The 19,546-nt window shown below is 35.0% G+C and carries 18 protein-coding genes and 1 tRNA gene; 6 read left to right on the top strand and 13 right to left on the bottom strand.

The window, feature by feature from the left end; all coding sequences use genetic code 11:
• Nucleotides 1–12: 12 nt before the first annotated feature.
• The 5 genes from FI695_02310 to FI695_02290 form a co-directional block, all read right to left on the bottom strand.
• A complete protein-coding gene (locus tag FI695_02310) occupies nucleotides 13–2,199 on the bottom strand; it encodes a malate synthase G (protein ID MQG50797.1) in 2,187 nt (728 codons plus the stop codon).
• A gap of 74 nt (nucleotides 2,200–2,273) precedes the next feature.
• On the bottom strand, nucleotides 2,274–2,459 hold the full coding sequence (locus FI695_02305; protein ID MQG50796.1) for a hypothetical protein: 186 nt from the start codon (nucleotides 2,457–2,459) through the stop codon (nucleotides 2,274–2,276).
• Nucleotides 2,460–2,464: 5 nt separating this feature from the next.
• A complete protein-coding gene (locus FI695_02300; protein MQG50795.1) occupies nucleotides 2,465–2,905 on the bottom strand; it encodes a VOC family protein in 441 nt (146 codons plus the stop codon).
• 9 nt (nucleotides 2,906–2,914) lie between these two features.
• On the bottom strand, nucleotides 2,915–3,946 hold the full coding sequence (locus tag FI695_02295) for a hypothetical protein (protein MQG50794.1): 1,032 nt from the start codon (nucleotides 3,944–3,946) through the stop codon (nucleotides 2,915–2,917).
• A gap of 18 nt (nucleotides 3,947–3,964) precedes the next feature.
• A complete protein-coding gene (locus FI695_02290) occupies nucleotides 3,965–5,077 on the bottom strand; it encodes a Gfo/Idh/MocA family oxidoreductase (GenBank protein MQG50793.1) in 1,113 nt (370 codons plus the stop codon).
• Between the two features lie 401 nt (nucleotides 5,078–5,478).
• Here FI695_02290 and FI695_02285 point away from each other — a divergent pair, with 401 nt between their 5' ends.
• Together FI695_02285 and FI695_02280 are read left to right on the top strand one after the other, a co-directional pair.
• Nucleotides 5,479–6,219, top strand: coding sequence for an ABC transporter ATP-binding protein (locus FI695_02285; protein ID MQG50792.1), 741 nt, complete (start codon nucleotides 5,479–5,481; stop codon nucleotides 6,217–6,219).
• Nucleotides 6,206–6,934, top strand: a complete 729-nt coding sequence (locus FI695_02280) for an ABC transporter permease (GenBank protein MQG50791.1) — start codon at nucleotides 6,206–6,208, stop codon at nucleotides 6,932–6,934. Before FI695_02285 ends, FI695_02280 begins: the two co-directional genes overlap by 14 nt.
• A 105-nt stretch (nucleotides 6,935–7,039) precedes the next feature.
• On the opposite strand, the gene FI695_02275 is transcribed toward FI695_02280, so the two are convergent.
• On the bottom strand, nucleotides 7,040–7,564 hold the full coding sequence (locus FI695_02275; GenBank protein ID MQG50790.1) for a DinB family protein: 525 nt from the start codon (nucleotides 7,562–7,564) through the stop codon (nucleotides 7,040–7,042).
• Nucleotides 7,565–7,605: 41 nt separating this feature from the next.
• Nucleotides 7,606–8,808 carry a PLP-dependent aminotransferase family protein gene (locus tag FI695_02270; GenBank protein MQG50789.1) on the bottom strand — a complete coding sequence of 401 codons (1,203 nt, stop codon included), beginning with the start codon at nucleotides 8,806–8,808 and terminating at the stop codon, nucleotides 7,606–7,608.
• A 556-nt stretch (nucleotides 8,809–9,364) separates the two neighbouring features.
• Between FI695_02270 and FI695_02265 the strand changes: the two genes are divergently transcribed.
• Nucleotides 9,365–10,183 (top strand): hypothetical protein, encoded by an 819-nt coding sequence (locus tag FI695_02265; GenBank protein ID MQG50788.1) that lies wholly within the window; start codon nucleotides 9,365–9,367, stop codon nucleotides 10,181–10,183.
• On the opposite strand, the gene FI695_02260 is transcribed toward FI695_02265, so the two are convergent.
• From FI695_02260 to FI695_02250, 3 genes are all read right to left on the bottom strand, one after another.
• On the bottom strand, nucleotides 10,167–11,147 hold the full coding sequence (locus FI695_02260; protein MQG50787.1) for a homocysteine S-methyltransferase family protein: 981 nt from the start codon (nucleotides 11,145–11,147) through the stop codon (nucleotides 10,167–10,169). The two genes, FI695_02265 and FI695_02260, sit on opposite strands and share 17 nt — an antisense overlap.
• A 20-nt stretch (nucleotides 11,148–11,167) precedes the next feature.
• Entirely contained in the window at nucleotides 11,168–11,443 is a 276-nt protein-coding gene (locus FI695_02255) for a hypothetical protein (GenBank protein MQG50786.1), read from the bottom strand.
• Between the two features lie 67 nt (nucleotides 11,444–11,510).
• A complete protein-coding gene (locus FI695_02250; protein MQG50785.1) occupies nucleotides 11,511–11,783 on the bottom strand; it encodes a hypothetical protein in 273 nt (90 codons plus the stop codon).
• Between the two features lie 662 nt (nucleotides 11,784–12,445).
• Between FI695_02250 and FI695_02245 the strand changes: the two genes are divergently transcribed.
• From FI695_02245 to FI695_02235, 3 genes are all read left to right on the top strand, one after another.
• The gene (locus FI695_02245; protein ID MQG50784.1) at nucleotides 12,446–13,423 is read left to right on the top strand and encodes a D-2-hydroxyacid dehydrogenase; all 978 of its coding nucleotides are present in this window, start codon (nucleotides 12,446–12,448) and stop codon (nucleotides 13,421–13,423) included.
• 350 nt (nucleotides 13,424–13,773) lie between these two features.
• Nucleotides 13,774–14,496: an SDR family oxidoreductase gene (locus FI695_02240; GenBank protein ID MQG50783.1), complete on the top strand. Its 723-nt coding sequence runs from the start codon at nucleotides 13,774–13,776 to the stop codon at nucleotides 14,494–14,496.
• 121 nt (nucleotides 14,497–14,617) lie between these two features.
• Nucleotides 14,618–14,692, top strand: a tRNA-Thr gene (locus FI695_02235).
• 182 nt (nucleotides 14,693–14,874) lie between these two features.
• On the opposite strand, the gene FI695_02230 is transcribed toward FI695_02235, so the two are convergent.
• The 3 genes from FI695_02230 to FI695_02220 all read right to left on the bottom strand — a co-directional run bounded on the left by FI695_02230 (nucleotide 14,875) and on the right by FI695_02220 (nucleotide 19,115).
• Nucleotides 14,875–17,538 (bottom strand): hypothetical protein, encoded by a 2,664-nt coding sequence (locus FI695_02230; GenBank protein MQG50782.1) that lies wholly within the window; start codon nucleotides 17,536–17,538, stop codon nucleotides 14,875–14,877.
• Between the two features lie 346 nt (nucleotides 17,539–17,884).
• Nucleotides 17,885–18,646, bottom strand: a complete 762-nt coding sequence (locus FI695_02225; GenBank protein ID MQG50781.1) for an NAD(P)-dependent oxidoreductase — start codon at nucleotides 18,644–18,646, stop codon at nucleotides 17,885–17,887.
• Nucleotides 18,647–18,755: 109 nt separating this feature from the next.
• The gene (locus tag FI695_02220; GenBank protein ID MQG50780.1) at nucleotides 18,756–19,115 is read right to left on the bottom strand and encodes a hypothetical protein; all 360 of its coding nucleotides are present in this window, start codon (nucleotides 19,113–19,115) and stop codon (nucleotides 18,756–18,758) included.
• Between the last annotated feature and the right edge of the window lie 431 nt (nucleotides 19,116–19,546).

Here is a 19,546-nt window from a genome sequence, read left to right as displayed (position 1 = left end):
AATTAATAGTAATTAATTTCTATTTTTTACCTCAGCCCTTTTCGAATGGAGAACAGGTTCTGTGTATCCGTTTGTCGTTTCTCTACCCAAAAAGACTAAATCTAACGCTGCTTGGAATTCAATACTTGAATCATAGTCATTGGACATTGGAATATAGTTACTATCGTCTTTGTTTTGTTCATCAACGATTTTTGCCATTTTCTTAAATACTGTCACTACTTCTTCTTGGCTTGTAATATTGTGATATAACCAGTTCGAAATGTGTTGGCTAGAAATTCTAAGTGTGGCTCTGTCTTCCATTAAGCCAATATTATTTATGTCAGGAATTTTTGAACAACCAATTCCTTGGCCGACCCATCTTGAGACATAACCTAGTATTCCTTGAGCATTATTTTCTAATTCTTGAAGGATTTCTTGTTCAGAAAGTTTCTTATCCATAAGGGGTGGAGTTAATATATCATTCAAATTGATAGAATCTCTTGTTGAAATATCTTTTTGAATTTGATTTACATTAACCATATGATAATGAATTGCATGGAGTGCTGCAGCAGTAGGAGAAGGTACCCATGCTGTATTAGCACCAGATTCAGGATGAGATATTTTTGCTGACATCATTGCTTTCATTTCATCGGGCATAGCCCACATGCCTTTACCAATTTGAGCTGTGCCAACAAGGCCTGATTCAATCCCTATGTCAACGTTTTGATCTTCGTAAGCTTTTATCCAGGGTTGATTTCGTATTTCACCTTTTGGCAAAACTGGTCCTGCTTCCATACTAGTATGTATTTCATCACCTGTACGGTCTAAAAATCCAGTATTAATAAATATTACTCGTTCTCGTGCTTCATATATACATTGCTTAAGGTTAACCGTTGTTCTTCTTTCTTCATCCATAATTCCAATTTTGAGGGTATTTTTTTGTAACCCTAGTGCTTCTTCTATTCTTTCAAACAATTTTACTGTAAAGGCAACTTCTTCAGGGCCATGCATTTTAGGTTTAACGATATACATACTTTTAGTTCTACTGTTGGAATATTTCGTTTTACCTTGTATATCATGGAGAGCTGCAAGAGATGTGATCATTGCATCAAGAAAGCCTTCGGGTATTTCTTCTCCACTTTGATTTATAACAGCATTAGTATACATATGAATACCAACGTTTCTTACTAGTAATAAACTTCTACCATGGAGAGTTAAATCTTTACCATTGGGTGTTTTAAAATTCTTGTCAGGATTAAGAGTACGGTTAATAATTTTGCCGTCTTTTTCTAAAGTTGAAGTGCAAGTGCCTTTCATTAATTCAGTCCAATTTCTATAAGCTACAACTTTATCATAAACATCTACAGCAGCAACTGAGTCTTCAAAATCTTGTATTGTAGTTATTGCAGATTCAATCAGCACATCTTTGATTCCTGCTGAATGTTGTATCCCGATAGGGTGGCTTCGATCAATTTGAATTTCTATATGTAGATTGTTGTTTTTGAGTAATATACTAGTCAATTTTCCTTGATCGTTTTGTATATAACCAACAAAGTTTGAAGGATTTAATAAACTTGTTTCTTGTTCATTGCTAAGTGTTATAACAAGTTCTTTGGATGTATCATTACCTTTTAGAGAAAAGTTTGAAACATGTGCAAAACTTGAATTTTTTAAACCAAATATTGTGTCAAGAAAAATTGAACAATAAGCAACAACTTTTGCACCTCTATGAGGGTTATAGTTTGCACCTTTTTGACCATTATTTTCTTCTGAGATAATGTCTGTACCATATAACGAGTCATACAAACTCCACCATCTAGCATTGGCAGCATTGATTGCAAATCTAGCATTATCAACAGGTACCACAAGTTGTGGTCCTGCAATAGATGAAATTTCTTCATCCACATCAGTTGTCGTGATTTGAAAATCGGGAGCATCTGGAGCTAAATAACCAATAGTTTTCAAAAATGCTTTATATTCTTCAACATCGAATTTTTTTGTTTTTTGATCTTCATGCCAAGAATTAATATTATTTTGTATGTCTGTTCGTTTATTTAGCAAGGAACGATTATTAGGTTCTAAATCATTAATGATAGATGCGAAGGAAGACCAAAAATGATTTGTATTTATTCCTGTTTCTGGAATAATTTCTTGCTCAACTAAATCATACAACGGCTTTGCTATTTTTATATTTTCGATATCAATATATTGCAAGTTCATAGCTTTCTCTTTTTATTTATTTGGGACAATTAATTTCTTAGACTATACCAGTCTTATTTCTTAAGCTCAATCATTTAGATAAGTTTTTTATTACAATCTATACATTGTGTAATTATATTCACATCGTACTTATTGGCTTTTAGTTCTGATAGGAAAACACCTTGGGGAAATTTTGTTATGTCAGAACTATATGCTTTTTCAGCACATTGTCGGCAAAGTATCCCTCCACCTGGTTTGCTCCAAACTAAAGTTTCTTCCATATATATTACTGATCTTCTCCAATGAATTCTAACCAGTTGCCTTCAGGGTCTTGCGCATAACATACTCCACGTTTTTTCCCTTCAGCATTAAAAGTATATTTAGGTTCGGTTACAAATTTTATATTTTTTTTAGATAGGGCTTGGTATATTTCAGATATACTATCCACATTAAAGCAAATATGAGAGGCTCCCAATTGGTTTCGGTTTAAATGGCCAGGTGGACTTTTAGGGTTTATAAAATAGACTAGTTCAACTAAATGCTCTCCACCAGCACCTACAAAAACTAATTTTCTTTTTGCATCAGGAAATCCTGTATGATCTCCAGTTGGAGGTGCTATGCTATCAACTTCTCTTTCTATTTTTAAACCTAAAATATCACAATAAAAGGATTTCATCTTTTCTATATCTTCTACTATAAATCCACTGTGATTCAGTCCTGTTATCATATTTATTCCTTAATTGATTAGTTCAAGTTTTTGCATGGATCGTAATATTTTGGGTGGGTCCATTCTGCTACCATAATCTGTATATGCAACCTCTGCGACATAAATATCACCCTTTGAATCTACTGCAATTCCGTGAGGAGAGAAAAATCTACCTGCTTGTTCTCCATAGCTTTCTCTACCGACCCTTGCAATTAATTCTCCTTTAGTGTTTAAGATACTAACTCTTGGACCTAAATCCATACCTATGTCGTTAGTTCCTATTCCACAAAAATATTCTCCAACATACACAATATCAGTGTTATTTTCATTTTTAATACTTAAAGCTGCCGCCCTAGAAAGGTTACCAAATTGCGTTTCATATTTCCCGTTTGAATCAAAGATCTGTATTCTGTGATTTTCTCGGTCTGCTATATATAACCAACCTTCGCTATCTATTGCTATATCGTGAACTATATTAAATTGGCCGTCACTGGTTCCAGATTCTCCCCAAGAAAATAAGAGTTTCCCATCGGGAGTGTATTTATGTACTCTGGCATTGGAATACCCATCAGTAACGTATATATCTCCATTATTTGGATCTATTGCCACTTTGGTTGGTCGATTAAATGGTATTCCACTCATTTTAGGAGCGGGCTCGTTTGGAGTACCAAGCATCATTAACAATTTTCCTTCAGGAGTATATTTTCTAACTGTACTGTCTCCATTATCTACAAGGAAAATATTTCCATCAGGAGCAACAGTGACAGAATGTGGATTAGAAAATAGACCTTCACCCCAAGTATTTATAATTTTGCCAGTTGGGTCCATAATAATAACTGGGCATGTACCTCGATTAAATATCCATACATTATCAGAGTGATCAACAGCGACAGAAGTTGCTTCTTTGTAAGTCCACCCTTCAGGTAACTGTCCCCAATCTTTACCAGAGAGTTTATATTTGTATTTTCCTTCTCCTAGTATTACAGATTCACTATTTCCGTTATCTCCAATATGACCTTCGGTTCTTAAACCAAACTCCCAGTCGTTGCCTTGATTAGTCATACAATCTCCTATTTTCGGTTAATTTATTTCTGAAATTTTTACTTTTCTATTTTCACTGTTTGAAATGTTAATAGCTTCAATTAGTTTATGTCGTATTAATGCATCATTAAAATCTGGAGTTGGCTTTGTCCCTTCAGTAACATTTTTACCAAAATCTATCCACATTTGTGCTACATTAAAAGATGGAGTATTAAATGTTGTTTCAGGTGCTGTAATCAAATTACTAGGAATATCCATAACTGCTAATTGTTTGTCTTCTTTTTGCCCCCCAAATAAAGTCATACCTCCCATTTGAGCAGAGCCATCTGTTTCTAAAACTAACGTACCATCTTTACCATATATTTCCATTTTCATACCACTTCCAAGGTACGGGATACTAGCAGTATGAGCTGAGACAATTGCTCCATTTGATAGAGTTCCATTTATAGCGATGTTATCAGGTGAAGTAACATCAACATATTTGTTTGTATCAGTTTCATACCATTGCGGTATTTGTGTTGTGACGGTTGCTGCGAGCTCTTCGAATTCACCTAGGCTCATACATAATGCATCTATTGCATGACCAAATGAAATAGTTAAAGTATTAGCCCCGAGAGTTATGTCTTTTTGCCACGTTCTATCTGAAGGTCTGGTTAAAACACCTGAGTTTATTACTTTTAAATTGACTGATAAAACTTCTCCTATAAATCCATCAGAAATGAGTTTTTGAATATATAAATGCTGTGGTGATTGCCTAGCTTGTAATCCTACTAATGTTGGAACATTTTGTGATGCTGCAAGTTCCGCCATGTCTCTAGCCTGACTTAAGTTTGAACCAAGAGGCCATTCGGTATACACTGGTTTTTTTGCTCGTAAAGCATCCATTGTTAGATCATAATGTAATGGTACTCTCGTTATTACTCCTACCATGTCTATATCAGGATTTGATAGTAATTCATGGTGGTTCCAGTACGCTAAAGGGACATCATATTTTTCTGCAGAAATTTTTGCAGTATTTTCATGAGCTGTGCATATTGCTGCGAGTTCTATATTTGGTAATGATTTTAATGCAGGGATATGTGCTCTTGGTGACCATCCATAGGATACGTTAGCGCCTATTAACCCTACCTGAAGTTTTTTACCTGTCACCATTTTTCTTCCTCCTGAATAGATAAGTAACTATAGTTTTATCTTCCCACTCTAATCCCGTATATTTTCCTACTTCAAATACTTTCGCAAACCCAAAGGCTACTAATACTATAGGTACAATTAATCCAATTAGCCAAACAAGATTTACGGTTCTTATTCCGTCTATACGGTGGGGATAATAATAAAAGGAGAACATCCATATTATCAATAATATAGAGCCTACAATTAGTAACAAATTACCAATTATTATTTTATGTTTGGATTTAGTTGACACAGTATTTGTTTTTTATAAAATCACAGGGTATTATTTTTATAAATTATATACTAATTCTTATTATTTTTTATATTAAAATTGGGCTATAAAAAAGCAATATTTATTGCCTAAGTTGGAAGAAGCCACAAATATAATTACCGCAAATATTGATAAAATTACTTTTAATTATGGAAAGAGAAAAGTATTCGATAATTTTTCTTTGCAAATTCCACATGGTCTAAGCCTTGGTTTATTAGGCGGTAACGGTTCCGGTAAGACTACATTAATGAAATTAATTGCAGGATTAGAAAAACCAAATTCAGGAAGTATTAGTATTTTTGGTGTTGATTCAATACACAGCGTGCGATCAAAAATTGGGTACATGCCGCAGCAAAATACGCTTTATAGTGATTTATCTGTATCTAGTAATATCGATTTTTTTGCCTGTATGTATGGATTGCATAACAAAATTATCCGTAGCGAATCAATTGATGAAGTTCTCAATACTGTAGGTTTATATGAAAGAAAAAAAGATGCTGTTTCAACACTCAGTGGAGGTATGCAAAGAAGAGTTAGTTTAGCATGTGTATTAGTCCATAAGCCTGATTTATTATTATTGGATGAACCCACAGTTGGATTAGACCCAGATGTAAGAGTTATGTTTTGGGAGTATTTTCAACAACTTACTGATCAAGGAATAACTTTGTTTATTACAAGTCATACTATGGATGATGCTATGCATTGTGACCGTTTAGTATTTATAAAAAACGGTAATATTATTGCAGAAGATTCACCACAAGGGCTGATAAAGGCTACTGGAAATACTACCGCAACTCTTGAAGATTCTTTTATTTATTTTAATTCACTGGATAAAAATAATGACCTTCAATAGAACAGTCGCTATTTCAAAAAGAATTGTTAAACAGATTTTTCTGGATCATAGATCTTTAGCTATGATTTTTGTTGCACCACTTGTTGTTATGTCTTTAGTAGGAGCTAGTTTTAATAAAAATCCTCAACTTTTAAATTTCGTTGCACCTGCTTTAATTTGTACTTTTGTATTGTTCTTCACATTTATTCTAACTGGGATAAGTTTTTTAAGAGAGCGAGCATTGGGGACGTTAGATAGATTATTAACAACACCCGTGAGTCGTGCTGATATCATGTTGGGGTATTCGATAAGTTTTTTCTTTTTTGCATTTATTCAATCAAATATTATTCTCTTCTTCACAATATTTATTCTGGATATTTCGTATCAAGGTGGGATATGGAATATGTTTATAGTTGTAATACTGATGGCAATAGTGGCTGTTAATTTAGGTGTTTTTATATCTACATTTGCTAAAAATGAATTTCAAGTCATTCAATTTATCCCACTTTTACTAGCACCTCAAATATTTTTGTCTGGAGTTATCCAACCAGTTGAAAATTTACCAAATCTTTTACAAAACGTATCTAAAGTGCTTCCTCTAACTTATGCTGTAGAAGGATTACGTTCAATTATGATAGATGGGTCAAATCTTTCAGGCATTATCAATCAAATAGCTACATTGATCATATTTGCATGTGTATTTGTCATTCTGGCTACTTTAACGATTAAAAGATAATCATATGCCTATAACTGAGAAAAGCTAATAGCCCGAAAAAAAATATTATTCCTAAAAAAACGAGAAGCATACAGCCAGACTCTGCAAATTTCATTCTTATCCTTTTTATATTACTAATCCGCCTAATCCTACTAAGCCTCTTGCGTGTTCAATTTCACCAACATGCCGATAACCATGAGTCAAACATATATTAAATAAACCCCTCCACAAAGTCATTGGCGGTAGTGGTTTGATTATTATTTCACGTTCATGAAGCTCTTTAACATCTATATTATCAAGTAAATTTTCTGTAGATTGCCAAACCTTATTTTGATAGTCTTTCCATATTGAAATATTAGAAATCTTTACCTCTTTAGCTTCTTCATGGGACATACCTGTACCTTGGGAAGTTCTATGTAAGTCAAAAATTTCATTATATTTATGTTCTAACCATATAGTGTTTTCTTTTTTTATTACGTAATTAATTATATTATCTTCTGTTCTTACATAGTGCCAAAGAGAAAAAAAAGCACTTACACCTCCCTCATGAGGCCAGTAATTCCATTGCTCAAGGCTCATATCGCTCAGAGCTTTATCCAAGAGATTGTGCATTCCTCTTAAACCAGATTTTACTATTTGTATTTCATTCATAATTATATATTTTGTATTTTTAGTATTATGTGAGTTAAGTTTTATGATTCGAAGAATCCTTCTTCATTGAAAACTTCAGAAAGTATAGAGATTCCTTCAGTAATTTCTTCAGCAGAGTTGTGTGTATATGTTAGTCTCAAAAAGTTTTCACCGGATCTATCGGCTCTAAAAATTTGCCCTGGGTTATAAGACACGCCTCTGGCTAGAGCTTTGTCATAAACATCCCAAGTATTACATCCTTTGGGAAGTTCTACCCATATAATCATTCCTCCAGAAGGCGTACTCCATTTACATGAATCTGGAAAGTAAGTTTCTAAAGATCTAAGCATAGCATCTCTTTTGCTTTGTAGTGATTTAGCTACACCTTCAACATATGAGTTTTTATTTTTTCGTAAATATTCATTAACTACCATGGAAGCAAGGTGGCTTGGTGCTGTTCCAAAACCCACTCTCGATAGTGTTTCTCTCGCTTCTTCAGGGAACATTGTAAAACCTAATCGCAATGCACACCCAATAAGTTTAGTATACGCAGAAATGTAAAATACATTTTCTCCTCCGTCCATACCTATCATTGCTGGAGGAAGTTTTTCACCATCTATAAGAAAGTCTGCATAGGATTCATTTTCTATAATTGGAATATTGTACTTGTTTGAGATTTCTATCATCTCATCTCTTCTTTTATGTGAAAGCGTTACACCTGTTGGGTTATGGTAGATTGGAATGGTGTAAATAAACTTAGGTTTGATACCAGAGTTGACTTTTTTTAGTATTGCTTCTTCTAGTGCTTGTGTATTCATTCCGTGTTCATCCATTTTTACATGGATTGGTTTTGCGCCTTTGCGTAAAAACATATTTAAACTACCATGATAGGAAAATTCCTCCATCATTACGAAATCGCCGTCGTCAATAAAGGCGTCAACTAATGTTTGTATAGATCCTCCAGCACCACTAGAAAGAAAAATATTCTCTTGGTTTAATTTAATATTACCCCTATTTGCTTTTAGGTCATTTGCTATGAATTCTCTAAGACCTTCATGGCCTAGTGTTGGGGGATAAGTTGCTAGATCCCTTCCTTCTGCCGGGATGACCTTTGATGCACTATATGCAAAATCATCAAGTTCCATAGCTTCAGGATCAGTATATGTAACAGAGAAAATATATTTTGCATCTTGGGCAGGAGTAGGCATGATTATAGTTTTGGGAATAGATTTTGAAGCGAGTTCATTGAAATTTATTGAATTCATTTCGTGCTCCCTCTAAGTCTCGACAAAAATTACTTGTGGAGTTAAATTATTTTATGCAGTATAGCATCAAATTTATCCGAATGGTATTATAGGTTTCATAAAGTTTAGTAAGGTTTGTGTACATGATCAGGCTTCATATTTTTGTTATCATCCTCTCGGTAATTGGTGTTTATTTTACAAAAAATATACTAAATGAAATATTTCCTAAGAGTAAACTGACTTCATTTTTTAACTTAATGTACTTTTCGAGTAAAGGGTTTTTGCCTGTATTACTTTATGCAGGGATCTTTTGGGTAATATTATTTTTTGCTTATGGAGAATCACCTTATTAGTTGTTATGAGTAAAAATAGTTTATATCTTATATTTGAATCTTTTTTTTGGGTTTTAACCCTTTATTTCATTTATGACTTTTCAAGGCCGACAGAACTAGGATTATTATTCGCGTTTTTAATCGGTCAATTTTTTATATTGCCATGTGTATGGTTTGCTTTGTTTTTTCGTAGAAAACGAAAAGAACTAAATATGTAACTATCAAATGTTTAAATGAGTATAATAATGAATAGAAAGCAACTTTTTGAGTTCGAAGATTTTCATTGGTTTCCAAACTGGATAAGGATAGCAACAACAAATTTACTTGCTGTATTACAAAGATTTTTAGGTATTAAAGAGATTTTACTTGATTTAATAATTGACTTTAAAAATATGAATGATATCGACCAAATTATTGATATTGGATCTGGTTCTGGCGGTGTTATGATTAATGTTATTGATGAACTTAATTCACGTACAAAAACAAAAAAAGTAAAGTTGTTACTTACAGATTTGTATCCTGATGAAAAAGTAGTAAATAAAATTAATAATCAAAACAACCCTTATATTGAATACCATAGAGAAAAACTTGATGCAGAAAACTTGTATCAAACTCCCAAAGGTCTCAAAACTTTAATTAACTGTTTTCATCACATAAATCCCAGTAAGGCAACTAAGCTTCTTAAGTCGTGCCAAGAAAACAATGAAACTATACTAATATATGAGATGGGTACTAATTTTTTACCTTTTATTGTTTGGTTACTTATATTACCTCTATCATTATCAGTAAACTTTATATCTGCCTTAATATTGACACCTTTTTGTAAATCATTAACTTTTAGGCAACTAATATTTACTTATTTAATTCCAATAATTCCAGTTTGTTATGCTTGGGATGGACAAGCATCTCTTGCAAGAATATACACAGAACAAGATATCAAATCGTTATTAATAGCATTAGAAAAATCATCATATAACTGGACTATTAAACCCGGTATTAGTAAAAATGGAAAAAAATTAGGCTATTGTATTATTGGATATCCCTTAGCTAGTGGCGATCACTAATAACATCACCTAATTCATATACCAAAGCACGGATGTGTTCTATAGTCGTTCCACAGCAGCCACCTATTATTTGAACACCTTTATTAACCCAATCATGACAATGCCTGGCAAACACAGAAGGCTCTATTTCTTGACTGACACCCTTTCTGACTTGAGAAGAAGTTTCTGGGTATGCCATGACAGGCCCTTGCCAATAATCAAATAATGTATTGAGACCTGCGTTTGTCGTTTCGACTGTGCTGTGCATAAGACCCATAACTTGTGGTTCGAACAATAACATGGCTTCTATAAGATTATTATAAGAAATGTTTTCTACCGATGAAACATGATTACGTGAAAGTCTATTTTCAGGTTCTTCCATAAGTGAATCCCATGCACTGACATTACCATTTGGTAGTAGCGTGCAACTCGTACCAATCCATACAGGTAAACCAGTTTCAACTGCTGCAGTTAAAGCTCTGGTAGAGCGATCAATATCTCTCATCATTTCCATAAGTATTATATCAACACCAGAATTGGCTAGGGTCTGTGCTAGTTCTCTATAGTTATCTAATTCTTGTTCTGGTGTCGGAAGATATCGTAGATCAGGACTGACAGTACCTGGAATCCAGGCAACCATATTAGACATTGATCCTGCAATTGCTATTGGCCTATTTGCTCCTACATTTTCTACAGCTTCTTTTGCTAATTCGACAGCTTTTGTTGTTATAGCGACCGATTCTTCGGCAAGGTCAGCTCCTGCTAAACAATGGCGACTTGTGGAAAAAGTATTAGCTGTTATTATATCTGCGCCTGCACGAATATACTCTTCGTGAACTTGTCGGACAATTTTAGGGTGAGTTTTATTAGCAACACCACACCATGCAGAAGAGTTCATAACCCCACCTAATCTTGCGATTTCGCTACCTGTTGCTCCATCTAGAATAATGATATCCTTATTATTAAGTTTTTTCTCAAGAATCATAACTTCATCCTTATGTACATCTAGAGAGTTGATGAAAGTCTACTTATTTGGGATAAATGATCTTTTATATAACAATATCCGAATAAGTAGGTTACGAAACGAAGACACCCTTCATATTCAATATATTGTTTTTTTGGTAATATTTGATACTTCTTAAAATAAGTTAACAGTTCGCTATTAACAATTTGATTAATTTGGTCTAAACGAAAACGTATTGTTACATAAAAGTGTTTACTATTTGCATTGATATTATCGAATTCTGAAAGCATTCTTTTGGCTTTTAGTATTATTTCCATTTTTGTCTCGTTTTAATGAACTTTACTATAAAACTAGAGTAATGATGCTTTTATAAATTAACTGATTTTAATCTTTTAAGAAGGTTATTATTGGAGGACCTTGAACTCCCGCGCTTTGCATACGTTCCTGCTGTGCTGGAGATGCAAAAAATGCTGCAAATTCTTCTTTAGACGGTGCTGTAGCGATACCAACTGATTGATTTGGATTGTCTAAACCTTGATAAATTACTGCTTCAATACCAGCTTCTTGTCTAGCATTTTTAGCACCATCACTATTAAAAGTATTAGAAAATACTTCAAAATCTTCTACTTCCAAAAATACAACTACTTTAACACTCATACACTTCCTCACATCCTTTATTTTTTAAAAGATTATTATAGCAATTAAAAACATCTATTACGATCTTGTTAGACAATAAATTATAATCAATTAGTACAAATATATAAGAAAAGAAGATTCTGAGATTAATACATGCTCTGATATACAATCTTATTAATTTTAAATTTGCACAACCAGAATTATTGAACAATTATATTTATAGGTTGTAAAATCATAGAATGGAAACACTCTTAACAGCTGGTGGGATATTTATAATATATAAAATTGTTAAAGCCTTAATCATACTTTGGCTATTTAAAAAATATAAAGTTCAAATTTTAGGATTTTGTAGGAAACATTTTAGTTTTCTTTTTAATAAAAATTAAACTGTTTCAAAGAAGCCCACATTCACGTTTATGATGGGCACAAGTGTGGAAATGTTATCATTCAAGTTATTTAATACTATTTTCAGCCACCGTAGCTCAGGGGTAGAGCAACTGTAAACAAAGGAGAATAATTATGCTAGATAGCCAGATATTCGACAATGCACTTGTATCACAAATATTAGCAGTGATGCTCCTATTTATAGTTTATTGTATGGGTTTAGTTGTAAAGAAATTATTTCTTCGTTTAAGAAATATAATAAAGAACAAATAAACCCTTTTTAGAAATGAGGAGTCATCATGCAAAAGCAGATAAATCTTGTCATCCATGGGGTGGTATCAGCTGACGAGATTCCGGGTATTGACCGGATTGCAGGCGATATCCGAATTAACTGTGCCCCGGACCTGGAAAGCCTGCAGGCTTTCCTGCCCCAGGCAGAAGTGCTTCTGAGTTCGAATTTCCGAGCAAAAGACCTACAGCAAACCTGGCACCTGACAGAGCGACTTCGCTGGGTTCAGGTGCGTGGTGTCGGTGTTGATGCGATGCTGTTCCCAGAATTCGTAGCCAGCGATGTTCAACTCACCAACGTCCGTGGTGTGTTCGACCGGGCGATGGCGGAGTACACGCTAGGATTGATCCTGGCATTTGCCAAGCGACTGCCCGAGACATTTACTGCCCAGACTCAGCATCGCTGGTCATATCGATTGACGGAACAGACACTGGGGCAGAAGGTACTCGTGGTTGGTGTGGGCAGCGTCGGCCGAACAATTGGACGCTTGCTAAAACAAGCTGGCTTTAAAGTCTCAGGGGTGGGCCGTAGCGCACGTGATAGCGATCCTGACTTTGAACAGGTCTACGCAGTAGATACCTTGGTACAGTCACTGGAAACAGCGGACTATGTGGTGCTGATCACGCCCCTGACAGATCAGACCCGCGGGCTTTTTGGCGCGAGTGAATTTTCTGCCATGAAATCAACTGCCCGGTTTATCAATCTGGGTCGTGGCGAGTTGGTTGATGAAGAAGCGCTGATCGCAGCGCTTACTTCAGGTGCCATCGCAGGTGCCGGACTGGATGTGTTCTTAAACGAGCCGCTACCTGAAAACAGTCCATTCTGGGCCCTTGAGAACGTCATTGTTTCGCCACACATGTCGGGTGATTATCATGGGTTCAAAGAAACGGCGGCGGAAGTTTTTCTCGATAATTTTGAGCGCTATCGACAAGGGCGTCAACTAGTGAACCGGATCGACAAAACACTGGGATTCGTCAATACACATTAACCTAAGAAAAAGCATGACTAGGCTAACACCACGGAATCCTCTGGTACTGCCACATACTAACTTCACAGGTAACAAAAGAATCTATAATAATACATACAGCCCAAATCACTAAAAACAACCAAGTAGACATTGCAAGGTAGCCTTTGATAATCTCTTTATCAATTTTCTGATATCTTGTTCTACTGTACAACATCATTGATGTTGTAATAGTAAGAGATATAATTACTGCAATAATTGTTAATCCTAATAGTGTCTGGCATAGTACCTAAGATACCGACATTTATAATACAATCATCTTATAATATCTACCGATGAGGTAAAGTTACTTTTAATATAAATTGAGGGGCATTATGAAAATATTACTTACTGGAGCAACTGGTGCAACTGGTAAACATTTGGTTCACCAACTCCTGGAAGCTGATCACGAGGTTCAGGCTATCGTTCGAAGTGCTGAAAAGTTCACAAAGGAAACTAGAAACCACAAGAATTTATCCATAACCACATCCACTATTTTAGATATGAGTGAAGAGGAACTAATCACACACATTGAATGGTGTGATGTAATTGTATCCACATTAGGACATAATCTTACTTTTAAAGGTATGTTTGGAAATCCAAGACGACTTGTAACAAATTCTATAAAAAGATTATGTCAGGTCATTGAAAATAAAAGAATCAATAAATCTGTCAAGATGATTTTGATGAATACCGTTGGTTGTAAAAACGAGGACTTAAAAGAGAAGTCTTCTTTTTCTGAAAGTTGTGTTTTTTTTATACTACGTTACCTACTTCCTCCAGTCTCGGATAATGAAAAAGCTGTAGGTTATTTAAGGACTACAATTGGCCAAAATCATCCAAACATAGAATGGGTTGTGGTACGTCCTGATAGCTTAACTAATGAAGAAAAAACAAGCACATATACTACTCATCCATCTCCTACTCATACATTATTCAAGCCTGCAAAAACTAGTAGAATTAATGTGGCTCATTTTATATCAGAACTTATATCACAGCAATCTTTATGGTCTGAATGGAAAGGACAAATGCCTGTAATCTATAATAGTGAAAATTAGAATTCACACCCTGACCATGTACCCTGTGATACAATCTTGGCATTATGATTACCTTTGTAGTTTTGTGATTAATTCTAATCATTGATAATAGGGTAATTTAGGTTTAAAATCGGTACTTTCAGCCACCGTAGCTCAGGGGTAGAGCAACGGTTTCGTAAACCGTAGGTCATGAGTTCAATTCTCATCGGTGGCTCCATGATTTTGAACCTAAAAATAGCCTCTAAGCGTTAACTCAAAGGCTCTTAAAATCAAAATGACTGCTTAAATGACTGCGTAGAGCTTCAAGAATGGGTCAAAAGTGGGAAGTCTTTTATAGCATCTCGCTGCATATTAGGAGTAAGAGCGGAGTAAATATCCATTAGCGAGTAGTGAGGAGGGTTAATCAAAGAGTTTATACCGAAATATGCCATGTCCTTCAGTACCAGCAAAAAGATATTGTCCATTTGGTGAAAATATTATCACTTGTACTACTCCTGTATCTAATTCTTGGTTAATTCGTTGCCAAGACTCGCCTCCATCTTGGCTCAACAGCACACCACTATTCCAATCGGCGATAGCAATGATCTTCGTATCTATTGGGTTAATTGCAATATCAATTGCGTGTGCGTGGTCACGTTTCGAGGTATTGATCGCCTCAGTACGCCAAAGTGTTTCTTCCCAACTTGATCCACCATCAATGGATTTATAAACACCATGAACATTGGTACCTAGAAATATCTCTTGGTCGTTTTGAGGATTAATTGCAATACTCATCGCGTGTTTACGTTGAATCATTTTAGAATGTTCCATATCTTCCATGTCTATTCTTTGACCATCCTCATTAACACACGTATGCCCACAATCATCCCATGACATACCCGCTGGTAACTTACCTGTAAGATGTTCCCAAAATTCACCACCATCAACTGTATAGTACAACCCATCAAACAATGAATTGATATAGACTACGTCTTCATTCTGACTACTAACAGTAATATCTGATATATTACGGCTGTAGTCTTCATTGGGTAGCCCATTATTGATTGGGAACCAGGATATTCCTCCATCAACAGATTTGTACATTCCTGGTGACTGTTCAATTTCGTCTAATTGATGAGGATCATGTCCTTTAATGTTTGATTGAATATAACCAGCATACAATACCGTTGGATTTGAGACTGCTTCCTCGACAATATGTATCCCAAACGCTTCTTCAAATAAAGAATGTTCTATGTTTACTAATCCTGTAGCTATTTCCCAGTCATTGCCTAGATTGCTTGAGTAATAAAGACGCCCATTATTAGCATCAGTTGCAATAAGGGTTTGATTGGTATCATCGTGCGATAAGAATTTAATAGCTAGACCATCTCCTAGACTCTTGGATTTGCCATATTGAATACCCTGCCAGGTCTCGCCAAAGTCATCAGAAAGGTGTATTTGACTTCGCCCATTTGCAGCTAAACAACCAGTACGGCTAACAGAAATGCCAAATATGTTTGCACCCGAATAACCGTTACTCCATTCGATCCAAGTTTTTCCACCATCTTCAGTTTTAAAAACACCACCACCATAATTGTTAATGAATACAATATTAGGATTAGTCTTACTTACTACCATATCAATGGGATTCCCTGGCTTTATTCCTGGGGGTCCCCAATGCTCTTGTATGCTCCATGTTTCTCCCTGATCTGTCGAACGAAGAAATTCATTTTCTCCTGCAACATAAACAATGTTTTTATCAGACTCAGCAAATGCGACCGCGCCGAACATCCCTAATCCTGAATAAAGAGGTGATACATCCTGCCAAGAAGCTCCTCCATCTATAGATTTATAAATCGCTCCTGGGTAATCGCGAAGAAAGTTATCGACGTCGTTTCCGCTTGCAATGATGATTAGTTTTTCATCAAATGGACTCTGGTCTGCTCCACCAAAATGCATGGACCGTTTTGGGTTAATCCCCTGATTACTTTCATACCAGTTTTTGCCCCCGTCATTTGATTTAAAGACTCCTACCCCAAGTCCGCTTGGCATGGCATCGTCAGAAATCTCTCCATATTCTTTTTCTGCTGCTGTGTCAGGTTCACGGTCGAATAGTCCTGTAGTAACGAGTAATTCTTCAGTGTCATTCGAATTCGTAAAAAAAAGCCATCTAGTTAAATTTGCAAAATCACCAACCAGTTCAAATTGCTCACCTCCATCAGTAGATTTAAATACAAATCCTCGAGTACGATTAAATTGGAATCCATCTATTTGTGTGTCCACGTCACCCATGACATAAACGACATCTGAATTTCCTGGTTCAACTTCAATCATTCTGACGTTTAATTGCAACTCGGAAGTATCATCTTCTTCATCTGAATTTTGTGTTTTTTGTTGCGGAATAATTTTATTTGAGTCTAAGCCATTATGTTTTGATTCCCAAGACTGTCCTCCATTGTATGATTTATAGAGACCCCCGTTATCTTGCAGGCCTATCCATATAATATCTTCATCATTCGGATCTATTCTAAGGGCAAAGACAGGAATATTATCTAATGAAGGCCCGACTCGAAAATCAATAACCCCTTCCCCTTCTCCATTAGATTGAGTCCAATTTTGGCCTCCATCCGTACTTTTTTGTATTCCTGACCACGCATCAGTAAAGTACATTATATTTGGTTTATCATGTCTATATCGTACGTTATATCCCAAACCTCCAATTGGTCCTTTAGTCTTTACCCATGTATTGAGAGAGTCGTTTGTACTCGATACACACTGCAAAGTAAAGTTACCAGCTTGGCTTGATTCAATATTATTCTGATTGTTGACCTTTTCCTCATCTGAAGTGTTTATTTTTATTGTATTTTTTGGTTGAGTAGAATCAGATGCCTTTGGTTGTGGAGTTTGTGTAGATTCTAGTTTTGGTGTTTCATCTAATCTCGCAGTTATTCCAGAATCAATTGTTGCATGTACTTCAATAGTAGCCTCTGGTGTTTGAATAGAAACCTCTGGTGCTTCGGTAGTAGAACCGCCACAAGAAATTAGTACTATTAATACTATATTTGTAATAATAAAATTCTTCATAAATTACTCTCTTTGCGTGGGATTATAGCATATCCCCATAAGTGGTCGGTATATCAACAGTATTAAGCTGTTATAAAGAGCTATAAACAGGAAGGTTTGATTCCTATATGCTAGGTTTGGTGCCTACAGTAGGCCATGAGTTCAGTTCTCATCGGTGGCTCCATGTCTTTTTATTTTGTAACAACTTTCCTATGATATAATTCATCGCAATTAAAACGGAGAATTTTCATGCGTACATATCTAAAGGTTTTTGGGGTAGTATTTCAAATAGTAGTAGTTATTTTACTTATAAATCAATTTGTTTTATAGAAATAAAGCCCACTTTTTACTTTTTGGTCAATAGTATTTAACGCCATATTTCAGCATTGTCTTGGGGTTTGTAACCGATATCTGACTCCGAATTCTGAATATCCCAAAATCTCCATTTATTATTTGAAACACCATAATAAATTCCGTATTTTAAAGTTAATGGGGCTTCAATACATTTTCTAAACAGCTGAACAAGGTCTGAGTGACTGATAAGGGTAGCAAATTGTCTATGATTTATTGGTTTCCCTTCAGCATTTAGAGTTCCAATTCGAACAGATAAAGAACTTAATCCATATTGGTCCGAATAAAATTTTCCTGCAGCTTCGCCAAATACTTTTGCAATTCCATAAGGTCCGTCAGGCCTAACTGGCATATCTGTGGATATTAATGGGATTTGGTTAGATTTCAGCCCTGCATAATCACCTTCAATAATTTGGCTATAGGGCCAGTCAAATTCATGCATGCCAGTAGCATGGTTTGAACTTGCGAATATAACTCTTTTTACCCCACACTCTTTCGCAGCTTCGAGAACATTTGAAGTACATTTTAAATTGATATCATGAATAACATCCCATTTACTATATTGGTCAGGATTACTGGCAAGATCTATGACCATATCAATACCTGAAAATGCCGGCATAATATTGTTAAGAATCGTACAATCTGCTTTTATGGTAGGTACGTAAACTGAATCTTGTAAATCTAATCCCGTTACTTCATATTCATCTTTCAAAGCAACGGCTAACACAGAACCCACCAATCCAGATACTCCTGTGATTAATATCTTTTTTTTCACCATTTCAAATGTTCCACAATATGGGGACTTGTGAGATTTCCCTGATGTATTTTAAAAATGTAATTATACTTTTCTGTTGCGTCTATTAAAAACCTCCTAGAAAAATATCCATTCATTTTTGATCACTATCTTTAGTTTTAATTAAAGTATCTATATCCTTAAGGCAATATTCGACCATTTCTTGAAGTTCTTCTAGCATTAGCATACTTTCATTTTCTGATTCAGTTTCTTCATCGTAACTCAGCATGCTTCGTAGCTGCTCTAAAGGTTTATTCATGCTTTTGGCATTAGAGCACATAATCATAATTCCATGTACTAGAGAGTTAAGTTCCAATGCTTTTTCTTGGGCTTCATCTAGAGCGTACCAGATCATATTAGATTCCTGTTCAGCACCTTCACATTGAGTGTATTCATTTAATAGATCTTTGATTTCTCGTTCGTCTAAACTATAAGGATTTTCATTCATTGCCATGTAACACCTCTCTTCTGTAAGGGATTATATCAAGGGTTACAAAATGAATGCAATTTGAATACAAAATATTTATCCTTGATTTGTCTCCATGATACTCTATGTAGTTGCTTTTCGTAGAAAATAACCTAGAAATGACAGATTTGTGCCTAATATGTCCTATAATTAGTAATTTAGATTAAAACTTGAAAAATAATTATTAATTTAGTAGAATCTCTTTTCATATATATAATAGCGGTGAAAGTATGAGTTTTTTGGAAGAAAAATCAGAAAGAAATAGATTTGAAAGAAAATTAGATGAATATAACCACACGATGGAATTCATCAGGACATTGGTGCCAATTGCAGTTCTAATTATACAAGTGGTTATATTAGTAAAGTTATTCTAATTATTAATACAAGAAATATTTTTGGTTAATTTTTGTGATTTATTT

The sequence above is a fragment of the SAR202 cluster bacterium genome (assembly GCA_009392515.1).
Taxonomy (GTDB): domain Bacteria; phylum Chloroflexota; class Dehalococcoidia; order Lucifugimonadales; family UBA6952; genus UBA6952.
The sequence above is the reverse complement of the archived record's forward strand: the minus strand, read 5'-3'. Positions and strand labels throughout refer to the sequence as shown.